The organism is Marinospirillum perlucidum (assembly GCF_003336805.1).
Lineage (GTDB): Bacteria > Pseudomonadota > Gammaproteobacteria > Pseudomonadales > Halomonadaceae > Marinospirillum > Marinospirillum perlucidum.
Map to the genome: position 1 here is coordinate 52823 of NZ_QFWJ01000010.1, position 21218 is coordinate 74040.

The 21218-nt window shown below is 54.8% G+C and carries 17 protein-coding genes; 8 read left to right on the top strand and 9 right to left on the bottom strand.

Annotated elements, in window-relative coordinates; translation table 11 throughout:
* Positions 1-59 precede the first annotated feature (59 nt).
* The 3 genes from DFK18_RS11990 to DFK18_RS12000 are packed head-to-tail and all read left to right on the top strand — an operon-like array spanning position 60 to position 5595.
* Positions 60-3740 (top strand): ATP-binding protein, encoded by a 3681-nt coding sequence (locus tag DFK18_RS11990; protein ID WP_114418503.1) that lies wholly within the window; start codon positions 60-62, stop codon positions 3738-3740.
* Positions 3737-4360, top strand: coding sequence for a condensin complex protein MksE (locus DFK18_RS11995; protein WP_114418504.1), 624 nt, complete (start codon positions 3737-3739; stop codon positions 4358-4360). The genes DFK18_RS11990 and DFK18_RS11995 overlap by 4 nt, the downstream gene beginning before the upstream one ends.
* The gene (locus tag DFK18_RS12000) at positions 4360-5595 is read left to right on the top strand and encodes a hypothetical protein (protein ID WP_114418505.1); all 1236 of its coding nucleotides are present in this window, start codon (positions 4360-4362) and stop codon (positions 5593-5595) included. The genes DFK18_RS11995 and DFK18_RS12000 overlap by 1 nt, the downstream gene beginning before the upstream one ends.
* 54 nt (positions 5596-5649) lie before the next feature.
* Here the strand turns inward: DFK18_RS12000 and gatB are convergent, their stop codons facing one another.
* The 3 genes from gatB to gatC form a co-directional block, all read right to left on the bottom strand.
* A complete protein-coding gene (gatB, locus tag DFK18_RS12005) occupies positions 5650-7101 on the bottom strand; it encodes an Asp-tRNA(Asn)/Glu-tRNA(Gln) amidotransferase subunit GatB (RefSeq protein ID WP_114418506.1) in 1452 nt (483 codons plus the stop codon).
* Positions 7102-7233: 132 nt separating this feature from the next.
* Positions 7234-8688 carry an Asp-tRNA(Asn)/Glu-tRNA(Gln) amidotransferase subunit GatA gene (gene gatA, locus DFK18_RS12010; RefSeq protein ID WP_114418507.1) on the bottom strand — a complete coding sequence of 485 codons (1455 nt, stop codon included), beginning with the start codon at positions 8686-8688 and terminating at the stop codon, positions 7234-7236.
* 33 nt (positions 8689-8721) lie between these two features.
* On the bottom strand, positions 8722-9009 hold the full coding sequence (gene gatC / locus DFK18_RS12015; RefSeq protein WP_114418508.1) for an Asp-tRNA(Asn)/Glu-tRNA(Gln) amidotransferase subunit GatC: 288 nt from the start codon (positions 9007-9009) through the stop codon (positions 8722-8724).
* A 171-nt stretch (positions 9010-9180) separates the two neighbouring features.
* Between gatC and DFK18_RS12020 the strand changes: the two genes are divergently transcribed.
* The 5 genes from DFK18_RS12020 (at position 9181) to DFK18_RS12040 (ending at position 17087) form a co-directional block, all read left to right on the top strand.
* Complete coding sequence (locus DFK18_RS12020) at positions 9181-10218, top strand: rod shape-determining protein (RefSeq protein ID WP_114418509.1); 1038 nt, start codon at positions 9181-9183, stop codon at positions 10216-10218.
* A 100-nt stretch (positions 10219-10318) separates the two neighbouring features.
* Positions 10319-11206, top strand: a complete 888-nt coding sequence (gene mreC, locus DFK18_RS12025; RefSeq protein WP_114418510.1) for a rod shape-determining protein MreC — start codon at positions 10319-10321, stop codon at positions 11204-11206.
* Positions 11199-11687 (top strand): rod shape-determining protein MreD, encoded by a 489-nt coding sequence (mreD, locus tag DFK18_RS12030; protein ID WP_114418511.1) that lies wholly within the window; start codon positions 11199-11201, stop codon positions 11685-11687. Before mreC ends, mreD begins: the two co-directional genes overlap by 8 nt.
* Before the next feature lie 27 nt (positions 11688-11714).
* Positions 11715-13175: a ribonuclease G gene (rng, locus tag DFK18_RS12035; protein WP_114418512.1), complete on the top strand. Its 1461-nt coding sequence runs from the start codon at positions 11715-11717 to the stop codon at positions 13173-13175.
* Between the two features lie 3 nt (positions 13176-13178).
* Positions 13179-17087: a YhdP family phospholipid transporter gene (locus DFK18_RS12040; RefSeq protein WP_114418513.1), complete on the top strand. Its 3909-nt coding sequence runs from the start codon at positions 13179-13181 to the stop codon at positions 17085-17087.
* A gap of 36 nt (positions 17088-17123) precedes the next feature.
* Here DFK18_RS12040 and yjgA read toward each other — a convergent pair whose 3' ends face one another.
* The 6 genes from yjgA to DFK18_RS12070 all read right to left on the bottom strand — a co-directional run bounded on the left by yjgA (position 17124) and on the right by DFK18_RS12070 (position 21218).
* A complete protein-coding gene (yjgA, locus tag DFK18_RS12045; protein ID WP_114418514.1) occupies positions 17124-17645 on the bottom strand; it encodes a ribosome biogenesis factor YjgA in 522 nt (173 codons plus the stop codon).
* A complete protein-coding gene (locus DFK18_RS12050) occupies positions 17638-17907 on the bottom strand; it encodes an HPr family phosphocarrier protein (protein WP_114418515.1) in 270 nt (89 codons plus the stop codon). The genes yjgA and DFK18_RS12050 overlap by 8 nt, the downstream gene beginning before the upstream one ends.
* Before the next feature lie 3 nt (positions 17908-17910).
* On the bottom strand, positions 17911-18783 hold the full coding sequence (gene rapZ, locus DFK18_RS12055; protein ID WP_114418516.1) for an RNase adapter RapZ: 873 nt from the start codon (positions 18781-18783) through the stop codon (positions 17911-17913).
* 41 nt (positions 18784-18824) lie between these two features.
* Entirely contained in the window at positions 18825-19280 is a 456-nt protein-coding gene (ptsN, locus tag DFK18_RS12060) for a PTS IIA-like nitrogen regulatory protein PtsN (protein ID WP_114418517.1), read from the bottom strand.
* A 27-nt stretch (positions 19281-19307) separates the two neighbouring features.
* Positions 19308-19613, bottom strand: coding sequence for a ribosome hibernation promoting factor (gene hpf, locus DFK18_RS12065; RefSeq protein WP_114418518.1), 306 nt, complete (start codon positions 19611-19613; stop codon positions 19308-19310).
* Positions 19614-19724: 111 nt separating this feature from the next.
* The gene (locus DFK18_RS12070) at positions 19725-21218 is read right to left on the bottom strand and encodes an RNA polymerase factor sigma-54 (RefSeq protein ID WP_114418519.1); all 1494 of its coding nucleotides are present in this window, start codon (positions 21216-21218) and stop codon (positions 19725-19727) included.

A 21218-nucleotide genomic window follows, 5' to 3' on the forward strand; every position in this document is an offset into this window, starting at 1 on the left:
CAGCTGCTTTTCTATGGGATAATTGATCCCTTTCCTGAAGCGGATTTACAGGGTGGTTTATGTCGCATTTACTGCGCATTGTTTTGATTCACAGTCACCTGGATGGGGTGGTTGAGCTGGCTTTGGATGGCCATACCAATATTTGCGGCACCAATGCCTCGGGTAAGACCACGCTGCAACGCCTGGTTCCGGTTTTTTACGGCGAGCTGCCTAACCGGGTGGTTCCCAAAACCCGCAAGAAATTCGACGATTTTTATCTCCCCCATAGTAACTCCTACCTGGTTTATGAATACCGGCGCGAAGATGGCGACCTGTGTCAGGCGGTCTTGACCCGCAAGGCCGATGGCGGGGTGGAATACCGTTTTATCAAGGCGGGATTTGAGCCTCAGGATTATCTGCTGGAAACGCCAGAGGGAGTGAGGGCGCGTAACTACTCAGAATGGGCGTCCCACTTGCGTCAACAGAAACACTCTGTTTCCCCCAAGCTGGCGGCGACTTCTGAATACCGCAGTGTGATCCAGAATGATTTCAGTCTGCTGCGTGGCAATAGCCGCGATACAGTGCGCTTGCGCCAGCTGGCTGCTCAGTACAGCCTGGTGAAACAGACGCATCGTATTCGCCATATCGAAAAACTGGTATCTGCGGTACATGCTAAAGAAGGCAAGCTGGATACCCTGAAAACCATGCTGGCTGCCATTTTTGAAGAGGATGGAGTGGAGCTGCCGGTCACTGGTGTGCGCAATACCAAGGCCCGAGCCTGGATACAGCAGATGCGCCAGTCAATGCAGTTGGATCGTTTGCAGGAAGACTTTTCCCGTCTGCAGCAGTTGGATCAGACCCTGGCCGCTACCGAAGCCGATCTCTGGCAACTGCAACCCCTGCTGGAAAAAAATACCGCGGCCTTGCAGGCTCGTCAGGCTGATGATGAGGCTAGCTTGAATGAATTGAATCACTCCTTTACCCAGCACCAGCAGCACTATGAAGAGGAACGCAACCAGCTTAATGACCGCCTGAGTGAAATTCGCAGTGAAAGACGCCAGCTGGAAAGCGAGCTGGAAGATCTCCAGGCGCGTTACGATCACTACGTGGAAAGAGACATTCCCGGCCTGGAAGCTGATCTGCAAAATCTGCCCCAGTGGCGACAGGATCAGGAAGAACTGAATCGGCATTTGCAGCTGATGCGCAGTGAGTTGGGTGATTCCCGGCAAAAACTGGAAGCACGCAAACTGGAATTATCCCAGGCGCTGGAGCGCCAGAGTCGGGATCTCTATGACCGTATCCAGGCCTTGCAGACGAGTAAGGAAGAGCGCCGTGAAGAGCAGGAGGAAGAACTGCAGCGCCTGCACAAGCAACATGAAGAACAGCTACAGCTCAGCCAGGAAGCCTTTCAGGAAGAGTTGGACCAACTCACTCAGGAGTTGGCCGAGATCAGGGCCAAGGCCAGCGTATCCCAGCTGACGGGATCGGAAAAAGAAGAGCTGGCTTTGGCCCAGGCAAGAATTGAGCAGGCACAGCAGGATCACCAGGCCCGCCTGGTCACCTTGAATAATCTTCGCCAGGAGCTGGAGGCCAGTAAAAAGCAACGCCAGACCCTGAGTGACCGCTTGACCCAGGTGCGTCAGCAACTCGGGCAGGCGGATGCTCACCTGCAGGCGATTCAGCGACAACAGGTACCCGAGGCGGGCAGCCTGCGCCATTTTCTTCGCAGTCATCAACCAGGCTGGGAGCAGACTCTGGGCAAGGTGTTGCGTCCCGAGCTTCTGGAACGCAGTGACCTTGCCCCGCAGCAACTGGATCAGGACACTCGTGCCATCTATAACCTGCAGCTGGATCTGAATGCCATCGAACTGCCGGATTCAGCCCGCGATGAACAAACCCTGGCCAGTGCCCTTCAGGCTGCTGAAGACCAGCGGGCAACCCTAGCCCAGGAACAAGCCGAGCTGGAACAGCAGCTGGCAACCTGCCAGCAGACACTGCAGCAAAGAGAAGCGGACCTGGAAGCCGGTCGCCTGCAGAGCAAAAAAGCCCAAGCGGAAATCGATTATGCCCTGGAGGCTCGTAATCGCTTGCAGGAAGACCAACGGCAAAGAGAAAAGCAGCGTTCCACTGATTTACAGCAGCAGCTACAGGCCTGTGAGCAGCAGCGGCAATCTCTTCTGGAGCGCCGCAATGCCACCCTGAGTGAAGTACGCCATGAGCACCAGGAACAACTGCTGGAATACAAGGCGGACTGGCAGGAGGAGCTGCAAAAACTGGATCGTCAGATCCAGCAGCAGCAACACCAGTTGCAGACCCAGCGCCAGGAGCAAGAGCGTCAACTGGCTGAGCTGGAAGCAGCTTTTAATCGCGAGCTGCAAGATAAACAACTCGACCCGCAAGAAGTGCGCGAAGCTGAAGAGAGATTGCAGGCACTGGATGCACGAATCAGGGCGACGGCCAAGCGCCGCGACGAGCTGGATGATTACCAGCGTTTTCTGCGGGTTGACTGGGAAAAACGCAAACCCCAGCTATTACAGGATGAAGTTCGCCTCAAGCAGGAAGAAAGAGAGGCGGACCAGCGTCTGCAAAAACTCAAGGCGGACTTCAAGCAGCGGCGCAATCAACACCATCAAGATCTGCAAGCGCTTAAACAGCAACTGGAAGAGCAGGAGCGTCAACTCAACCAGCTTAAGCCCCTGTTGAGCCGCCTAGAAAGCCTGCATCCACCCCAGCAGCGCCCCAACCGTGAGGAGTTGCCCGGGGATGTGACCGAGCTGATCGAGAGAACTCACCGGGCTTTTGCCGAAAAAGAGCAGCTGGACAAGCAGTTGCGCAAGGATCAGGAAGCCTTTGAAGCTCTCCTGATTCGTGATGCCAGCAGTGACTTTATCGACTACCTCAACCAGGAGCGTCAAAAACTGGAAAATGATCCTTCCGGTAATAACCCGCCAAGGCAACTGCTACCGCTGCTGGCCGGGATGCTCAAGCTGCTCGAAGACCAGCAGCACCAGTTGCTGGAGCAGGGGCGCAATCTGGGAGCGGATCTGAGCAAGTTCTTTACCGTTTTCCGTGATCTGAATCTGCGCATCCAGGAACAAAGCCGGCGTTTAAGCCGCGAAGTGGCTGATGATCTGGTGTTGGAAGGGATCAGCAAATCCGAAGTAAAAATCCAGTCGACCATCGATGAGCTGGATTTCTGGAAACCCCTGCGCCATTTTGCCAGCCTCTACGAACAATGGCGTCAGTCCGGCAATCCGTTACCCGATGATGCCTACCTGGATGCCCTGGCCGATGTCGTGGATTTACTGCGCAGTGATCAGAGTTACAGCTTTACCAGTCTCTTGCGTTTGGAGCTGCATTTGAATGAAGGCGGTTCTGACCTGATCATTCGTAATGATCGTCAGTTACTGGAATCCTCCAGTCACGGTATGGCCTACTTGATTCTGTGCAAGTTTCTGCTGGCTTTTACACGCTTACTGAGGGGGCAGGCTGATATTGCCATCCACTGGCCGATTGATGAGATTGGCACTCTGGCCTATCACAATGTCGAGAAGCTGTTTAAGGCCTGTGAGAGCAATCGTATTCATATCGTCGGTGCTTTTCCCAATCCCGAATCCGACGTGCTCCTGCTTTTCCAGCACCGCTACCTGATTGATCGCAGCAGTGAAGACCCCAACCGACGCCAGCTGAAACGCATCCAGCCCCAGTTGAGTCGTCTGGCTGAACGTCTGCAGGAACGCCAAGAGGAGGTGGAATCATGACCGAACTGGGCCCCCTGCTGGAACGCCTGTTGGCGGGTGAATTTATTTGCCAGATTAGCGATGCCGAGGCCTACCGTCGCCTGCAGGATGAAAATACCCGGGAAGCCATTAATGATTACCTGCGACCTTTGAACCGGCGCTTGGCCAGTAACCCCGAAGCCAGTGTCTGGTTTCTGGCCTGGCGGGAACTGGATACATCTGCCCGGGATCAGTTATCGAGTCAGTTGGCACTGACCCTTAACAGTCTTCAACCCCTGCTGGAATGGATGCAGCTAGTCCAGGAAGCCCTAGGCAAGGATGCGGTGCTGGCTGCAGGCGATCTGCTCAAACCGGCTGAATTTACCCTCAAATGCGAGGATAACGCCAGTCTCAAGGACCGTTTACAACGCCTGGCCAACGATCGTTTTTTCAACTCCCAGAGTGATGCCCTGGATAATCAGGTTAAATTGATTTTCAGACGCCTGAAAGAACATGGCTACCTGCTGCAGCCTCACGATGATCGTCAGTATTATCTGGTGACCAGCAAGGTCGATTATCTGCTGGATCTGATTCGCTTTATCCGTGACGAGGAAAACCTTCCCATTGAGGAGGAAACCGGTCAGCAGGAGGAGCTCCTCTGATGGCTGAAGAAGCCTTTACCAGCAGTCTGGTGCAAACCGGGGTTGAGCGGCTGGCGCTCTTGGGTAAACATGCCGAAGCCCTGATGCAGGGCTATCTGGGTGAAGAGGTCGACCCTGCCGCCTTTTCCGAGTCAGCACTAAAAAAACTCCTGGCAGCACGTATTCTCTGGCAGAGTGACGACCAGTCCGGATTGAAACTGAGCCACCGGGTCAGGGATCTACTCGCGGAGATGCTGGCCGATGAAAAACGTCGCCATGTTAACGCCGAGGTTGCTGAAACCCTGGAGGTTTTGCGTAACCTGGTCAGCGCTTATCAGGAAGCCTTGGAACGCGGGGATTATCTCCTGGCAGAACAGCAGCAGCTGCGCCTGACCCAGGAGATCGATGATCTCAACAACCGTTTCACCAATGCCATTGATAGTCTCTGGCAGAGATTGAACAGCGATTTTGGTTTTGTCAGCCGACTCAATGACAAGATCCGTGAAAATGAAAGAGCACAAAAACAGATCGCTCGCTTACTGGATGGCTTGGAACTGATCGACTTCGAGGAATGGATTGCCCGGGTCGGTAACCAGGGCGTTCTGCGCAAGCTGCTGGTGAGTCAATTGCAAATCCAGGTGTCCAGCCACTATTCCAGCCTGCGTGAAGTCCAGGCACGTCTGGTTGAGCTGCTGGCCCGTTTCCGCCATCAGCAGGCACGGAGTCTGCTGGTGCAGGGCACCCTGGCTTTCCTGCGTGAACATCCCGGCTTCCAACCGGGTAATTATGCCCGGCGCAGTCAGGTGCCTGATCTGGTGAACCTGGCAGCACCCCTGATTCCGGCTGCCTCGGTGGCCTTGGATCAACCCCAGGACAGTGATCAGCTCGCAGCTCTGGTGCGCCAGTTGCCCAAACCTGCGGCTAGCCGCCAGTCGGTCGCTGAGGCTCAAGCCACCCGCTGGCCTGAGGATGAACGCCTGGTGGCGCGCCAAAGAGCCCTGAAGCAGGAAGTGGAAAATTTCTATCTGGAGGCCATAGATTGCGGTAGCCGCTTGAGTGCCCTGGAATACTGGCAGGAACAAGCCCTGCAATGGGAAGCGGAAATCTGGCTGTTCCAGGTGCTGGCCGAACACCAGGGCTTGCCAGCCACTGAGCAGGCGCAGTTGCACTTGATCAAAAAAGAAAAGCAGGCCAGCGACTGGAATCAGGTCTGGCTGATCGAGGATTTGCAGTTAGAGTGGGTTCAGCCTGACTAGTCGCAGTTTAGGGGTCTGCAGCCTCTCGTTGGAGAGTCCTGCAGACCCTGGGGATCAGGCTTGATCCAGTTTGTCTTTCAATAGTTGGTTCACAGCTTGGGGGTTGGCGGTGCCCTTGGAAGCCTTCATCACCTGACCGACAAAGAAACCGATCATCTTGCCGCGCTTGTCCGGCTCGGCTGCCTTGTACTGGTCGACCTGAGGCTGGTTGTTAGCCAGGACCTCGTCAATGATGGCTTCAATGGCACCAGTATCGGTGACCTGCTTGAGGCCCTTGGCTTCAATGATGTCATCAGCCGTATGGCCTTCTCCGGCCCAGAGGGCAGCAAAGACCTGTTTGGCGGCTTTACCGTTGATAGTTTCGTCCAGCAGGCGTTTGAGCAATCCGGCCAGCTGCTCGGGAGCGAGCGGAGCCTGGGCAATATCCAGGTTTTCACGGTTCAGCTGCGCGGAAAACTCGCCTGTTACCCAGTTGGCTGCCAGCTTGGCATCACCGCTGAGTTCGGCAACCCGGTCAAAATAATCCGCCAGGGGGCGGCTGGCCGAAAGCACCTGGGCATCATATTCGGACAGACCCAGTTGGCTGGTAAAGCGCTCCCGTTTTTGCTCGGGCAGTTCGGGCAGGCCTTCTTTCAGATGCTGGATGTAGGCTTCATCCAACTCCACCGGCAGCAGGTCGGGACAGGGGAAGTAGCGGTAGTCGTTGGCTTCTTCCTTGGTACGCATGGAGCGGGTTTCGTCTTCATCGGGATCATAAAGACGGGTTTCCTGAACCACGCGCCCACCGTCTTCAATCAGTTCGATCTGGCGCTCTATTTCATGATTGATGGCTTTTTCTACAAAACGGAAGGAGTTGACGTTCTTGATTTCACAGCGCGTGCCCAGTTTTTCCTGACCTTTAGGGCGTACGGAAACGTTGGCATCACAGCGCAGGGAGCCTTCTGCCATGTTGCCATCGGAAATACCCAGGTAGGTAACGATGGAATGGATGCCGCGCAGGTAGGCTACAGCCTCCTTGGCGGAATTCATGTCCGGCTCGGATACAATTTCCAGCAGGGGAGTACCGGCACGGTTGAGATCCACCCCGGTCATGCCGTGAAAGTCTTCATGCAGGCTCTTGCCGGCATCTTCTTCCAGGTGGGCATGATGGATACGGATACGCTTGCTTTCCGATTCACCGACAGGGATATCCAGATAGCCGGGACCGACAATGGGTTCTTCCATCTGGCTGGTTTGGTAGCCCTTGGGCAGGTCGGGATAAAAGTAGTTTTTGCGTTCGAAGGTCGAGCGCTGGGGAATTTCTGAGTTAACGGCCAGGCCGAACATAACGGCCATTTCCACAGCCTTTTCATTCAAGACCGGTAAAACACCCGGCATGCCCAGATCGATGACACAGGCCTGGCTATTGGGCTCGGCACCAAAGCGGGTGCTGGCTCCGGAAAAGATTTTCGATTCTGTGGCGAGCTGGACGTGAACTTCCAGCCCGATTACGGCTTCCCATTGCATAGTAAAAACCTTTTAGTATTTTAAAACCTGCGGCTTTTCTGTTGGTTAGAGCTTCAATCACTCGGGCCAGTCGTGCTGCTCTGGTTGCAGACTACTGGCCCTGACCGCTTGTACTTGTTTAGCCACCTGGCTTTAGGCGTCCAACTCGGGTGTCTGCAGGTGGTGGTCGGTCGCCTGCTGGAATTGATGGGCAACATTCAGCAGACGGCCTTCATCAAAGTGGCTGCCGATCAATTGCATACCCAGTGGACGACCGGAAACCTGACCGGCAGGGACGGACATGGCAGGCAGACCAGCCAGGTTGACGCCCAGAGTGTAGATGTCTTCGAGGTACATCTGGACCGGATCATTGGTCTTGCTGCCCAGATCAAAAGCCGGGCTGGGTGTGGTCGGCGCCACCAGCAGATCCACTTCGTTAAAGGTCTTCTGGAAGTCCTCGGTGATCAGGCGACGCAGTTGTTGGGCCTTGCGGTAGTAGGCATCGTAGAAGCCTTCGGAGAGAGCATAGGTGCCGACGAGGATGCGGCGTTTGACTTCGGCACCAAAGCCTTCACTGCGCGAGCGCTTGTAGAGGTCTTCCAGATCGCGGGGATCATCGCAACGGTGACCATAGCGCACCCCGTCAAAGCGTGACAGGTTGGAGCTGGCCTCGGCCGGGGCGATCACATAATAAGCAGGAATGGCCAGACGGGTCAGAGGCAGGCTGACTTCCTTGACCTGGGCGCCCAGTTTTTCCAGCTCCTTGATGGCGTCCTGCAGTCGGGCTGCTATCTCGGGATTGAGATCGTCACCAAAGTATTCCTTGGGCAGGCCCAGTTTGAGTCCCTGGAGGGGTTCATTCAGTTGCGCCGGATAGTCGGGAACGGAGCGCTGCATGCTGGTGGAATCGCGGGTATCAAAACCGGCCATTTCTTTTAATAGCAGTGCACAGTCTTCGGCTGAGCGGGCCATGGGGCCACCCTGATCCAGACTGGAGGCAAAGGCAATCATGCCCCAACGGGAGACGCGACCGTAGGTCGGCTTGATCCCGGTAATGCCACAGAAGGCAGCAGGCTGGCGAATGGAGCCTCCGGTATCTGTGCCTGTGGCTGCAGGCGTCAAACGTGCGGCAACAGCGGCGGCAGAACCACCAGAGGAGCCACCGGGAACAGCCTGGGCATCCCAGGGGTTTTTGACGGCACCATAAAAGGAGCTTTCGTTGGAGGAACCCATGGCAAATTCATCCAGGTTGGTTTTACCCAGGTGAACCATGCCTGCCGCAGCCAGTTTTTCCACAACCGTGGCAGAATAGGGGGCAATAAAGTTGTCCAGCATTTTTGAGGCACAGCTGGTTTTGATGCCCTGGGTGCAGAAGATATCTTTATGGGCCAGGGGAATGCCGGTCAAAGCGCCCGCTTGCTGGCTGGCCAGTAGTTGGTCAGCGGCCTTGGCCTGCTCAAGCGCGGCTTCGGGTGTCACGGTAATAAAGGCATTCAGGTGGGTGTTGTATTTCTGGATGCGGTCCAGGAAGGCCTGGGTGAGCTCGCTACTGGAAAATTCACCAGAGGCCAGGCCTTGGGCCATCTGGGTCAGGCTCAGGTTGATCATGCTGTCTCCTAGAAAATCGGCTAGTTCCGTGGTTTATTCGACGACGCGGGGAACCAGATAAAGACCCTGTTCTGTGGCAGGGGCCTGGTTTTGCAGCTGGTCACGGTCAACTTCTTCGGTCACTTCATCGCTGCGCAGACGCTGGGTGGCATCCATCGGGTGAGCCATGGGCAGAACGCCCTGGGTGTCGATTGCCTGCATTTCATCCACCAGCTCGAGAATGTTGCCGATTGCTTGGGAATAGTCGTCTATAACCTGAGGGTCGAGGGTCAGGCGCGCCAGATGGGCGACCTTGTGTAGATCTTCTGCTTCCAGTGTCATGTGGTAACCTTAAACTGATTGAACAAGCAGTGACTGTTGTATCACGGATCAAAGTCGTAAAGAATAGCACAGATTTAGTAGGGTAACTGTTAAAGTTGCTTGCCCTGACCCCCTCAGGTTGCTAGAGTTTCCGCCCAGAAGAGGGATTCATTAGGATAGGTCACCAAAAGCATGATTAAACGTCTTAGAGGTATGTTCTCCAGCGATTTGTCAATCGATCTGGGAACCGCAAATACATTGATTTATGTCCGCGGACAGGGTGTTGTTCTCAACGAACCTTCGGTCGTGGCTGTTCGCCATCATGGCAACCAGCGCAGTGTTGCGGCGGTGGGTTTTGAAGCCAAGCGTATGCTCGGCCGGACACCCGGTAATATCACGGCCATCCGCCCCATGAAGGATGGTGTGATTGCCGATTTCCATGTGACCGAAAAGATGCTCCAGCACTTTATCTCCAAGGTGCATGACAACAACTTCTTTACACCCAGTCCCCGGGTTCTGGTTTGTGTGCCCTGCATGTCCACCCAGGTGGAAAGACGTGCAATCAAGGAATCTGCACTGGGCGCCGGTGCCCGCGATGTCTTCCTGATTGAAGAGCCCATGGCTGCTGCCATTGGTGCCGGTCTGCCCGTCGAAGAAGCCCAGGGTTCCATGGTGGTGGATATCGGTGGGGGTACCACCGAGATAGCTATCATCTCCCTGAATGGTGTGGTTTATTCCGAATCCGTACGTATTGCCGGTGACCGCTTTGATGAAGCCATCGTTGCCTATGTACGTCGCCATTACGGCAGCCTGATCGGTGATGCCACGGCTGAGCGGATCAAGCAGGAAATCGGCTGCGCCTACCCCGGCAGTGACATCAAGGAAATCGACGTACGTGGTCGTAACCTGGCTGAGGGGATTCCCCGCAGCTTTACCCTGAATTCCAACGAGATTCTGGAAGCACTGCAAGAGCCTCTGGCAGCCATTGTTCAGGCCATCAAAAGTGCTCTGGAACAATCTCCACCCGAATTGGCTTCGGATATCGCTGAACGCGGCCTGGTACTGACTGGTGGTGGTGCCCTGTTGCGGGATATCGACAAACTGATTGCCGAGGAAACCGGTTTGCCAGTCATTATCGCCGAGAATCCTCTGACCTGTGTGGCTCTGGGAGGTGGTAAGGCGCTGGAACTGATCGATCAGCAGACCTTTGATCTGCTGGCCATCGAATAAGCTTTTTTTCTCTAGTGCCGGAAACGCCTCCCCTCAAGGGGTGGCGTTTCTTCGCGTTCTGGTCAGGTGTTTTTATAAAGAGGGTTGAGCCATTAAGCAGCTGTTTGCCAAAGGGCCCTTTCTGGGGTACCGCTTCCTGATTGCCCTGGTTCTGGGGATAGCCTTGATGGCTGCTGAACACCGCTTTTCAGAAGTGGCTTATGCTCGCTCCTGGCTGGCGCTTTTGGTAACCCCGATCCAGTGGGCCGCGGATTTGCCCGGTCGTAGCTGGGGCTGGGCAGTGGATAGTCTGGCCAATCGTAACCTGCTTTTGGAAGAAAATCGCGAACTCAAATCCCAGGCACTGATTCTGGCTGAACGCAGTCAAACGATGTCGGCTGTGGTGGCTGAAAATGTACGCCTCAGGGAACTGCTCAATGCTTCCCAGAGAACCCAGGTCGACTTTATTACCGGTGAACTGATCGGGGTGAACTATGACCCCTTCTCTCAGCAGGTGGTAATCAACCAGGGACGCCAGAAGGGGGCTTATATCGGCATGCCGGTGATGGATGCTTCTGGAGTCATGGGCCAGCTAGTTTCGGTTAGCCCCTACACCAGCCGCCTGCTGTTGATCTCGGACACCAATCACGCGCTCCCGGTGCAGGTTAATCGCAACGGCTTAAGGTTTATTGCCCAGGGCAGTGGCCAGGCCAATCAGTTGCGCCTGGATCATGTACCCGAAACCGCCGATCTTCGTGAGGGTGACCTCTTGATTACTTCAGGACTGGGTGAGCGTTTTCCCTTTGGTTATCCGGTAGCACGTATCTCCAGTATTACCCACCAGAGTGGTGAACCCTTTCTCAATGTAAAAGCGACCCCCCTGGCCCAGCTGGATCGTAGTCGCTATGTGCTGCTGCTTTTCTATCAACAACCCAAGCCTGAAGCCAGTGAATCCGAGCAGCCCGAAGAGAAGGGTGAAGCTAATCCCGTGGAGGCTGACAATGGCTGAAAAGAAACCCCAGGGCTTTTGGCTGATTCAACTGACTCTTTTGGCAGCGCTTTATCTTCAAGCACTGCCCATGCCGGATATCCTTCTCTATTGGCGCCCCGAGTGGTTGAGCCTGGTGCTGATTTTCTGGTCTTTGACCCTGCCGCAGCGGGTAGGTATTTTCCATGGTTTTGGCTGGGGTCTGTTGCTGGATCTAATCGAAGGTACGCTGCTGGGGCATAATGCCATTGCCTTGGCTCTATTGGGCTTTTTGTGCAATCGTTTTTACCAGCGTATACGCATGTATTCGGCGCTTAAACAATCGGCTCTGGTGTTTCTGCTGGTGGGTATCAGCCAGTTGGTCTTCCAGTGGGTGCAGGGTGTTTTTGGTGCCATGTCGGGGCTGGGCTTTTTGCTCCTGCCTGCTTTGGTATCCGGGCTGCTCTGGACCTGGGTGTTTACTCTCTTGCAGGGGTTCAAACGGCGCTTTGCCCTCAACTGAAGCTCTTGCCTGTATTAAGGAAAGTCGATGAGTGAAGAGATACTGATCAACCTCACTCCCATGGAGACACGGGTTGCCCTGGTAGAAAACGGGGTGCTTCAGGAAGTCTATATCGAACGCACTCGTCGACGCGGCATTGTAGGCAATATTTACAAGGGCAAGGTGGTTCGGGTACTCCCCGGTATGCAAGCAGCCTTTGTCGATATTGGCCTGGAAAAGGCGGCTTTTATCCATGTGGCCGAGGTGGCCAAGCCAGCTATAGAAGGTGAAGTACCCAACATCAGCCAATTGCTTCGTGAAGGCCAGCATCTGGTGGTGCAGGTGACCAAAGACCCGATTGGCAGCAAGGGCGCTCGCCTGACAACCCATCTATCCATCCCTTCTCGCTACCTGGTTTATATGCCCCAGACTCCCCATGTGGGTGTGTCTCAACGCATCGAGCTGGAACAGGAGCGCGAGCGTCTGAAAACGCTGGTGGGACAGGGGCTGGCCGATATTGCTGTCGAAGAAAGGGGTGGCTTTATCCTGCGCACAGCGGCCGAAGGCGGCGGCAGTGAAGAAATTCTGGCTGATATTCAGTTTCTGCACCGGGTCTGGCAGGCCGTACAAAGACGGATCAAGCGCGAACGCCATGTCTGTTGTGTTTACGAGGATCTGCCTCTCTTCATGCGCTCCATGCGCGATTTTGTGCGCCCGGAAATCGAGAAGATCCGTATCGACTCACGGGAAAACTTTCATAAGCTCAAAGAATTTGTTCAGGAGTTTGTGCCCCAACTGGATAACAAGCTGGAATACTATCCCGGCGAGCGCCCCATCTTTGATCTCTACAGTGTTGAGGATGAAATCCAGAAAGCACTGATGCGCAAGGTGCAGCTGAAAAGTGGCGGCTATCTGGTGATCGACCAGACCGAGGCCATGACCACCATCGATATCAATACCGGTGGTTTTGTCGGGCATCGTAACCTCGAAGAAACCATCTTTAAGACCAACCTGGAAGCTGCTTCAGCCATCGTCAGACAGCTGCGTCTGCGTAATCTGGGCGGTATTATCATTATCGATTTTATCGATATGGATGATGTTGAGCACCAGCGTCAGGTCTTGAGATTGCTGGAAAAGAATTTGGAAAGGGATCACGCCAAGACCAAGTTGTCGGGTGTCACCGAACTGGGTCTGGTGCAGATGACCCGTAAACGCACGCGTGAAAGCCTGGAACAGATTATCTGTGAACCCTGCCACCTCTGCCAGGCCCGGGGTACATTGAAAACCCCTGAATCCGTCTGCTATGAAATCCTCAGGGATCTTTTGCGCATGGATCGGGCCTATGGCGGGGAAGCCTATCTGGTGATGGCAGGTCAGGCGGTAGTGGATCGCTTTCTGGATGAGGAATCAGCCGCTGTTGCTGATCTTGAGGCCTTTATTAACAAGCCCATACGCTTCCAGGTGGAGACCCTCTATTCCCAAGAGCAGTTCGACATCGTTCTGCAGTAAGCCATGAGCCGTTCTTTGCGTCCAGATTCGGCCCTGAGACTCTACCTGCTGCAACTACCTCTCTGGTCCCTTCTGATTGTTCTGATACTGGTTGCGCTGAGTGCACTGACTCTGCGTAGTCTCTTGCCGCAGATTGATGAGTTGCGACCAGACATTCAGAACTGGCTCAATCAGCACTTACCCTATCGGATTGAGAGCCAAAGCCTTCAGGCTTCCCTCTATCAGTTGGACCCCCAGATAGAGGTGCAGGGCTTAAGCCTTAGTCGCGAAGGTCGCGAGTTTTTGCGTGTCCAGTCTTTGAATGCCGAACTGGATACCCTGTCGAGTCTGCTTGCCTGGGCACCCAGAATGCAAAGAGCCCAGCTTGAAGGCCTGGACCTTTGGCTGAAAGAAACGCCGAATGGCTGGGTCTTACCCGGTTGGGAAACGTTGGTTTCGGCAGGCAATCAAAACAGCGGCAGGGAAGCAGAAGAAGAACTGAGCCAACTACTGGACTGGGTGGAGTTACTACTGGTTCAGGGCCAGCTGGATTTTTCCGATCTTACTCTGCATCTAACCCCCCTGGAGGGCCCCGGCCTGGAGTTGCAAGCTCCTCATCTGAACTATAGGCGTTGGTCGGGCGGGCGACAGCTGGATTTTGTCCTCGGGGTTACTGATCAAACTAGCCGGTCACGGCTGGTCATCACGCTGGAAGGTGAAAACTTTGATCCGCGCGAGTCACGCCTGCAGGCCTGGTTGCAGCTTCAAGAACTGGAAGCCAACGGCCTGAATTCCTTTCTTCCTCCTGCTTGGCGCCAACACCTGACTTCAACTCAGGGGCAGCTTTCCCTGGATGCCTGGCTGGAGTTGGAAAAGGGGCGTTGCCGTTTGGAAGTGCGGGGCAAACCCCTGGAGTTATCCCTGGATGGAAATGATCTGCAAACAGGTGCCTGGGCTGGCAGTTTTTCTGGCGATGCGGATAGCTGGTCTGGCCAATGGCAGCTGCAAGGCTTGCAATGGAAGTCTGCTCAGTTGAGCCCTCTGGCCGGAGAAGTCAGCTTTACACCTGAACGCTGGTCGCTGGCCATCGAACAGATGGAGCTGCAAGAAGCTCAGGCAGTCATGGCAGCAATACCTCGTTTGCCACAAACCTTGAAGGAAACGCTAGCCAGCCTGCAACCCCGCGGCCAACTACGTCAGCTTTTCTGGGAGCAAGGCAACGAGCAAGGCTGGCAGCTGACCTCCCTGTTGCAGGCCGTTGCGGTCGAAGCCTGGCAGGGGGCTCCTGCAGTTGAAGGCTTGAATGCCTGGCTAGAAGCGAATGCCCAAGGGGGACAGGTGGTTTTTTCACAAAGAGATCTGCAAATCGGTTTTACCGATCTCTATAGCCAGCCCTTTTACTTGGATGCAGCCCAGGGGCGCGTTGCCTGGTCTCACCAACCCGAGAATATCTGGGTTGAAGGTAGGGATTTGCAAGCCAGCCTGCCTTTGCCCGAGACAACTGCTTCCTCGACGCTTACCCCCACCCGGGTGAGCGGTGATTTTCGTCTGGCACTGCTACCGGGTAAACCGGACCGCTTTTATTTGAATCTTGGACTCTTGCCGACTCAGGTGGCGGCGCATCAGCAGTTAGTTCCCGACCGGGTTCTGGATGCTGAAGTGAATCGCTGGTTAAAAGCGGCCTTATCACAAGGGCTGGTGGAAAAAGGGGGCTTTGTCTACTCGGGCGATCTCAGTCAAGCAGGTGGCCACTTCCAGTTGCATTTGGATTTCAAGGATACGCAACTGGCATTTGCACCGGACTGGCCTCTGCTGCAGGAAGCCGAGGGCTGGGTCAGAATTGAACCTGACCAGCTTCAGGGAGAGGTAAGCGCAGCGCGTTATCTGGATGCCCAGTTGAGTCGGGCCCATTTTACCGCTGATCTGATGGGTGACCAGCAGCAGCTACACCTGGCTAGCGATCTGACCACCCCACTGGATGTTTTTCCCCAACTGATCTCCTTGAGTCCACTGGGTGAGGTCATTCCAGAGGTTTTGCACACTTGGCAATATCAAGGGCAAGGGCAGGGCCATCTGCAACTAACCCTGCCCCTGGACAGTCTGGAGGTGGATCAATTGGATCTGAATCTGGCGATTGATCAAGGTCAGCTCTATATCGACCAGGCCCAACTGCCCCTTGATGACCTCCAGGGTCAGTTGCTGTTTTCCCTGGAGCAGGGGTTGGCGGGTTCACGCATGACCGCTAGCCTCTGGGACCAGCCGCTGGAAGCTCGTATCGACGGTGAGGAAAACCGTTTGCTGGTGACGGGCCAACAACAGGCTGCAGACTGGATTCAATGGCTGGAGTGGCCTGCTTTGCCCTGGATGCGGGGGCAGGCAGAGGTGGAGTTGGCCTTGCAATTGAATCCCTTGACCCCCTTGGTGGTCAGCAGTGATTTGCAGGGGGTGTTGCTGGATTTACCTGCACCCTTTGGCAAGGAAATCAGTGCTTCCTGGCCCTTAGCGGTGAAACTGGACTTGGAGGAGGATGAAGGCTTGCCCTTGAGCCTGCAACTGGATGACCGCTTGCATCTGGTCACCAGGGTGGAGCAACCCGACAAAGGCATAGGTGTTCACCTGGCTAATCAGGCGGTTCAACCTGCCCAACTGCCGGGGGAAAGAAAACTGCATTTGCGTGCCGATTTGCACTGGCTGGATCTAGAAACAGGTTGGGTCTGGTGGCAGCAACAGCTAAAAGAGCTTGCTGGGAGCGAACGTTTTTCTTCGGCCGATCAGGACGAGACTTTTGATTTTCCCATGGATCAACAATTGGAGCTTCATCTGGGCGAGGTTTTCTGGGGAGAAACCTCCTGGGGGCCTGTCTATGCCAACTTGATTTTGGAGAAGGATACCGGGCTGCAATCTTCCTGGGTTTCCAATCCCCTGATCGGGCAGATAGATTGGGCGGGCCCCCAGGCACCCTTGGCCATCGACCTGCAACGCCTGAAATGGCCGCTGCAAGAAGCGGAAGCCTCCCTGGCAGAGGAAGAAGAAACATCCTCAGAAAACCCGGACCCTCGCCAGGAAGCACTGCTGCAGCCTTTAATCGACCCCCTTGCTGATCTGGACCCGCGCTTCTGGCCAGCCAGTCGCTGGTCGATCGAGAGTGTTGAAATCGGACAACGCTACCTGGGGCGGATGCAGGGCGAAACTCGCGCGGATGACCAACAATGGCAGTTATTGCTAACGCAAGGGGATTCACTGCAAACGCGTTTTAGTGGACAGCTTAACTGGCAGTTGGAGCCTGCAAATCGAACCCAGGTTGAGCTGAAGCTAGAGGGCCGTAATCCGGCCCCGGCTCTGGCAGCCATGACGCTGGCCCCCAGCCCTGTGGTGGCTGAGGATCATCAACTTCAGGCAAGTGTTCATTGGCCGGCTTCTCCAGCCGCTTTTTCTCTTGCACGTGCACAAGGGCAGGTGGATTTAAGTCTGGCCAGCGGATACTTTCCGGAAACTCAGGGAGCTCCTTTGGGAGCCAGTCGTGTTTTTGGCCTGATGAATCTGGATAATTTGGTTCGACGTCTGAGTCTGGACTTCTCTGACGTGACTTCCGACGGGGTGAGCTTTGATCGGGTAGATGCCCATTACAGTTTGGAAGATGGCTACCTGCGCACCCGTGAACCCACGGTTATGCAAAGCTCGGCAGCCAGAGTTACGCTGGAAGGTGAGCTGGACTTGCTGAGAGAGACTCAGGATCAGGAGCTAAGAGTTACTTTGCCTTTTGGACAAACCCTGCCGCTGGCCGCAGTTGTTCTGGGTGCCCCGCAAGTGGGGGCTGCCATCTGGCTGGCCCAGAAATTTGTTGGGCTCTTTGTTGATACCAGTCGCGAAGCCCTTTATGAAATCAAGGGGCCCTTGAAGGATCCTGAAGTTAATCTCAAGCGTCTACTCTAGGCAATCTCAAGTGGCTCCCTAGCTGCCCGCCGGGAATCACTCTCCCTGAGGCGCCTCACAGATTTCTCTTAAATAGCGGAACAGCTTGCGCGCCTGGGCTGGTGGTTTCTCCGCTTGACGTTCCTTGCGGGTATTGCGGATCAGTTGACGCAATTTTTGTACATCACATCCGGGCCATTGCTCGATAAACTCAGCCAGGGCGGCCTCTTCGTTGATCAAGCGCTCGCGCCAGAGTTCCAACTGCTGGAAATGCTGGGCATAGGCTTCGGAACTGGCATCAAAAAGAGCAACCGCCTGATTGATGGCTTCATGATCTGCGGAGCGCATCAATTTACCGATTCGTTGCAGCTGGCGTCTACGTGCCTCGTGAGATTTGATGCGATGGTATTCTTTGAGTGCATCAGCCAGCTCTTCGGTCAGGGGGACACTCTGCAGCTGTTTGTTATTGAGGTCCAGCAGCTTTTTGCCCAATGCCTGGAGTTCCAGCATTTGTCGTTTTAATTCGCTTTTGCTGGGGGGAACTTCCTGGAAATCATCTTCTTGGTGGTGGTTATTCATCTTCATCAAACCTGGCTTGAATCAGTTCATCCAGGGCTTGGAGGGCCGCTTCGGCATCCTCACCCTCGGCTTTAAGGGTCATCTGGGTTCCACAGGGAGCAGCCAGCATCAGCAGTTGCATGATATTGCGGGTATTGGCTGAACGGTCATCCAGGCACAAGTGGGTATCGGCCTGGAATTGCTGGCTCACCTGAACCAGACGGGTTGCAGCTCGGGCATGAAGGCCCTTTTTGTTGATCAGAGTGATAGTCTTTTCGGGCATGATTCAGAGAGGTTTTGGCTGGCTGGAGAGTTCACGGTGGCGGGTTTGTACATCCGGGTGTAGCGATTGGAAGTGCTCACCCAGTTTTTCGGCTAGATATACGGAACGGTGCTGGCCACCGGTACAGCCAATGCTGACGGAGACATAACTGCGGTTGCTGTCGACAAAGCGTGGGAGCCAGTGCTCAACAAACTGGCGAATGTCGTTGAACATTTCCTCGGGCGCTGTGTATTGATTAAAAAAGCTTGCCACTTCAGGGTCCAGGCCGGTTTTGCCACGCAGGGAAATCTCCCAGAAGGGGTTGGGCAGGCAGCGCACATCAAAGACCAGATCGGCATCCAGGGGAACCCCCTTTTTGAATCCGAAAGACTGGAACAATAGGGTGGTGGGCTGGTTGGGTGCCTTGGCTACTTCTCGAGCGATGGTACTACGCAGTTCATGCACTGAAAGGCGGGTAGTATCCAGAGTCAGCTGGGCCAGACTGGCAACCGGATCGAGTAGCTGCTGTTCTTCATTAATGGCCTCGCTCAGCGACAGCTTGCCCTCCCGGGTCAGGGGGTGGCGCCGGCGGGTGGCGGAAAAACGCTCCAGCAGAGTCTTGTCGCTGGCATTCAGGTAGACAACGGTCAGCTCCACACCTTCGGCGGTGAGTTCACGCATGATGGTGGGAAAATGATCCAGGTCACGTGAAAGGTTACGTGCATCCACACTGACCGCTACCCGATTGAGATTGGATTGCACTCTGGCTTGTTCAGCCAGGGGGATCAGCAGCCCGGCGGGAAGATTGTCTATGGCATAGTAGCCCAGATCTTCCAGGGCATGAAGAGCTGCACTTTTGCCTGATCCTGAGCGTCCGCTAATAATGACGAGTTGCATGGGCGCCTCCTTGGTGGTGATCAGGCCGGTAACCGGATGGGTCAGGCGTCTTGACCGGTCAGCAGTCGATAAAGCTGCTCTGGCTGATCCGTTTTGCGCAGAGCCTTGCGCAGGTCATCCTGGGCAAAGGTTTCGGCAAGGTTGGCAAGGGTTTGCAGATGGGCCTCATTGGCATCTTCAGGAACCAATAGCAGGAAAATCAAATCCACCGGTTGGCCATCGATAGCATCAAAATCGATCTTGTCCCTCAGGCGGATAAAGGTGCCTATCGCATCCTTGCAGTGACTGATACGACAATGGGGAAGGGCGACCCCTTCCCCAATGCCGGTACTACCCAGCTTTTCCCTGGCAATCAGTCTGGAAAAAACTTCTTCACTATCCAGTGCCGGTATCTGTTGGGCGATGAATTTGCTGAAGTACTCCAGAACTCTTTTTTTGCTGCCCCCGGGAACCCCAAAAAGGGTGCGCTCGAGGGTCAGGATTTCATTTATCTGCATGTCAGTGGCTGGGCAGTGGTTGTTGGATTAGTGGGTTGCGCCTTGCTGGCGTGCCTGGTTTTTTTCCTTGTGCTTGATCAGTTGGCGATCCAGTTTGTCGATCAGCTGGTCAATGGCTGAATACATGTCCTCGGTTTCGCCACTGGCATGGATTTCACCGCCGGCTACCTTGAGAGTCGCTTCAGCAATCTGGCGCAGCTTGTCGACGGTAAGGGTTACCTGAACATTGGTGATTTGATCGAAATGGCGCTCCAGTTTGGCAAATTTGGTATCCACATACTCACGCAACGCATCTGTGAGTTCTACGTGATGGCCAGTAATGTTCAGTTGCATAGTGGACTCCTGTTGTCTTTTGTGTGCACTTTCATTGTAACGCTTTTTATCGCAAAGCAAAGCCCTTATGCAGACGCTGCAAGCATATAAATACCTTGACAAAAATGCCTTTTAACGCAGTCGCTTGCGTTCGCTGGAAGGGGGGATTCCCATGGCTTCACGATACTTGGCGACCGTGCGTCTTGCAATGCGGATGCCCGAATCCGCAAGGAGGCTGGCCAGTTTGCTATCGGACAAGGGTTTTTTAGGTGGCTCGGCTGAAATGAGTTTCTTGAGCATGGCGCGAATGGCCGTGGAAGAGGCTTCACCTCCTTCAGCAGTGGACACATGACTGGAGAAGAAATATTTCAGCTCGAATATCCCTCGGGGGGTATGGATATATTTTTGCGTCGTGGCACGCGAGACCGTGGATTCATGCATGTCGATGGCATTGGCGATATCGGCCAGCACCATGGGCTTCATGAACTCTTCGCCTTTTTCCAGGAAATCCTGCTGCACCTCGACGATTTTGCTGCCTACCTTGAGCAGGGTTTCGCTGCGACTCTGCAGGCTTTTGATCAGCCATTGGGCTTCACGGAAATGGTCCTTGAGGTACTGGTTGGTTTCGCTGGTGTCGGCACGGCGAATCAGATCGGCATAGTGAGGCTGAACCCTGAGTTTGGGCAGGGTTTCCGGATTGAGCTCAACCCGCCAGCCCTGTTGGGTACGGGTCACCAGCAGGTCGGGGATGACGTAGCTGGCAGCTTCGCTTTCAATTGTGTTGCCAGGACGCGGATTGAGTTGCTGGATCAGGGTGATGACTTCATGCAGTTCATCTTCCTGCTTGAGCTTGAGGCGGCGCATCAGAAAACGGTAATCACGCCCGGCCAGCATTTCCAGATACTGGTCCACCAGGCGTCTGGCAGCAGTCAGGTAGGGCGTCGCTGCAGGCAGTTGCTCCAGTTGCAGGAGCAGGCATTCACGCAGATCACGTGCGCCAACACCGGCTGGATCAAAACGCTGGATCAGCTTGAGAAGAGCCAGCACTTCTTCGGGAGTCAGGTCGGCAAACTGCTCATCCTGTGCCTGCAGTGCCTCGCAGATAACCTCTGGTTCTTCGGTCAGATAGCCTTCGGCATTGATGCTGTCAATCAGGGTTTCGCCGATGATTCGGTCTCTTTCATTATGCAGGCTCAAATTAAGCTGCCAGAGCAGATGGTCAACCAGGCTGGTACTGCTGGTGTCGCGCTCGTAGGAATCCTGTGCGGCTTCCTGGTAACCGCTGGGCGGAGTGTAGTCGTGGTTATAGACATCATCCCAGGCCGTATCCACGGCCAATTCATCGGGGAGTCGCTGTTCTTCCCACTGGTTCATTTCCTTGCTGGCTTCATCCTGCTGGGATTCGGCCTTGTTGGCTTCGCGGGTGGAGGTGTCAAAAGGATCGGCTTCAGCGGGAGCAGCCTGTTCTTCTGCTTCCTCCATTTCCAGCAGGGGGTTGGATTCCAGGGCCTGCTGAATTTCCTGTTGCAAATCCAGCGTGGAAAGCTGGAGCAGGTAGATCGCTTGTTGTAGCTGGGGGGTAATAACCAGGTTTTGGGAAAGATTAAGCCCAAGGCTGGGTTTCAT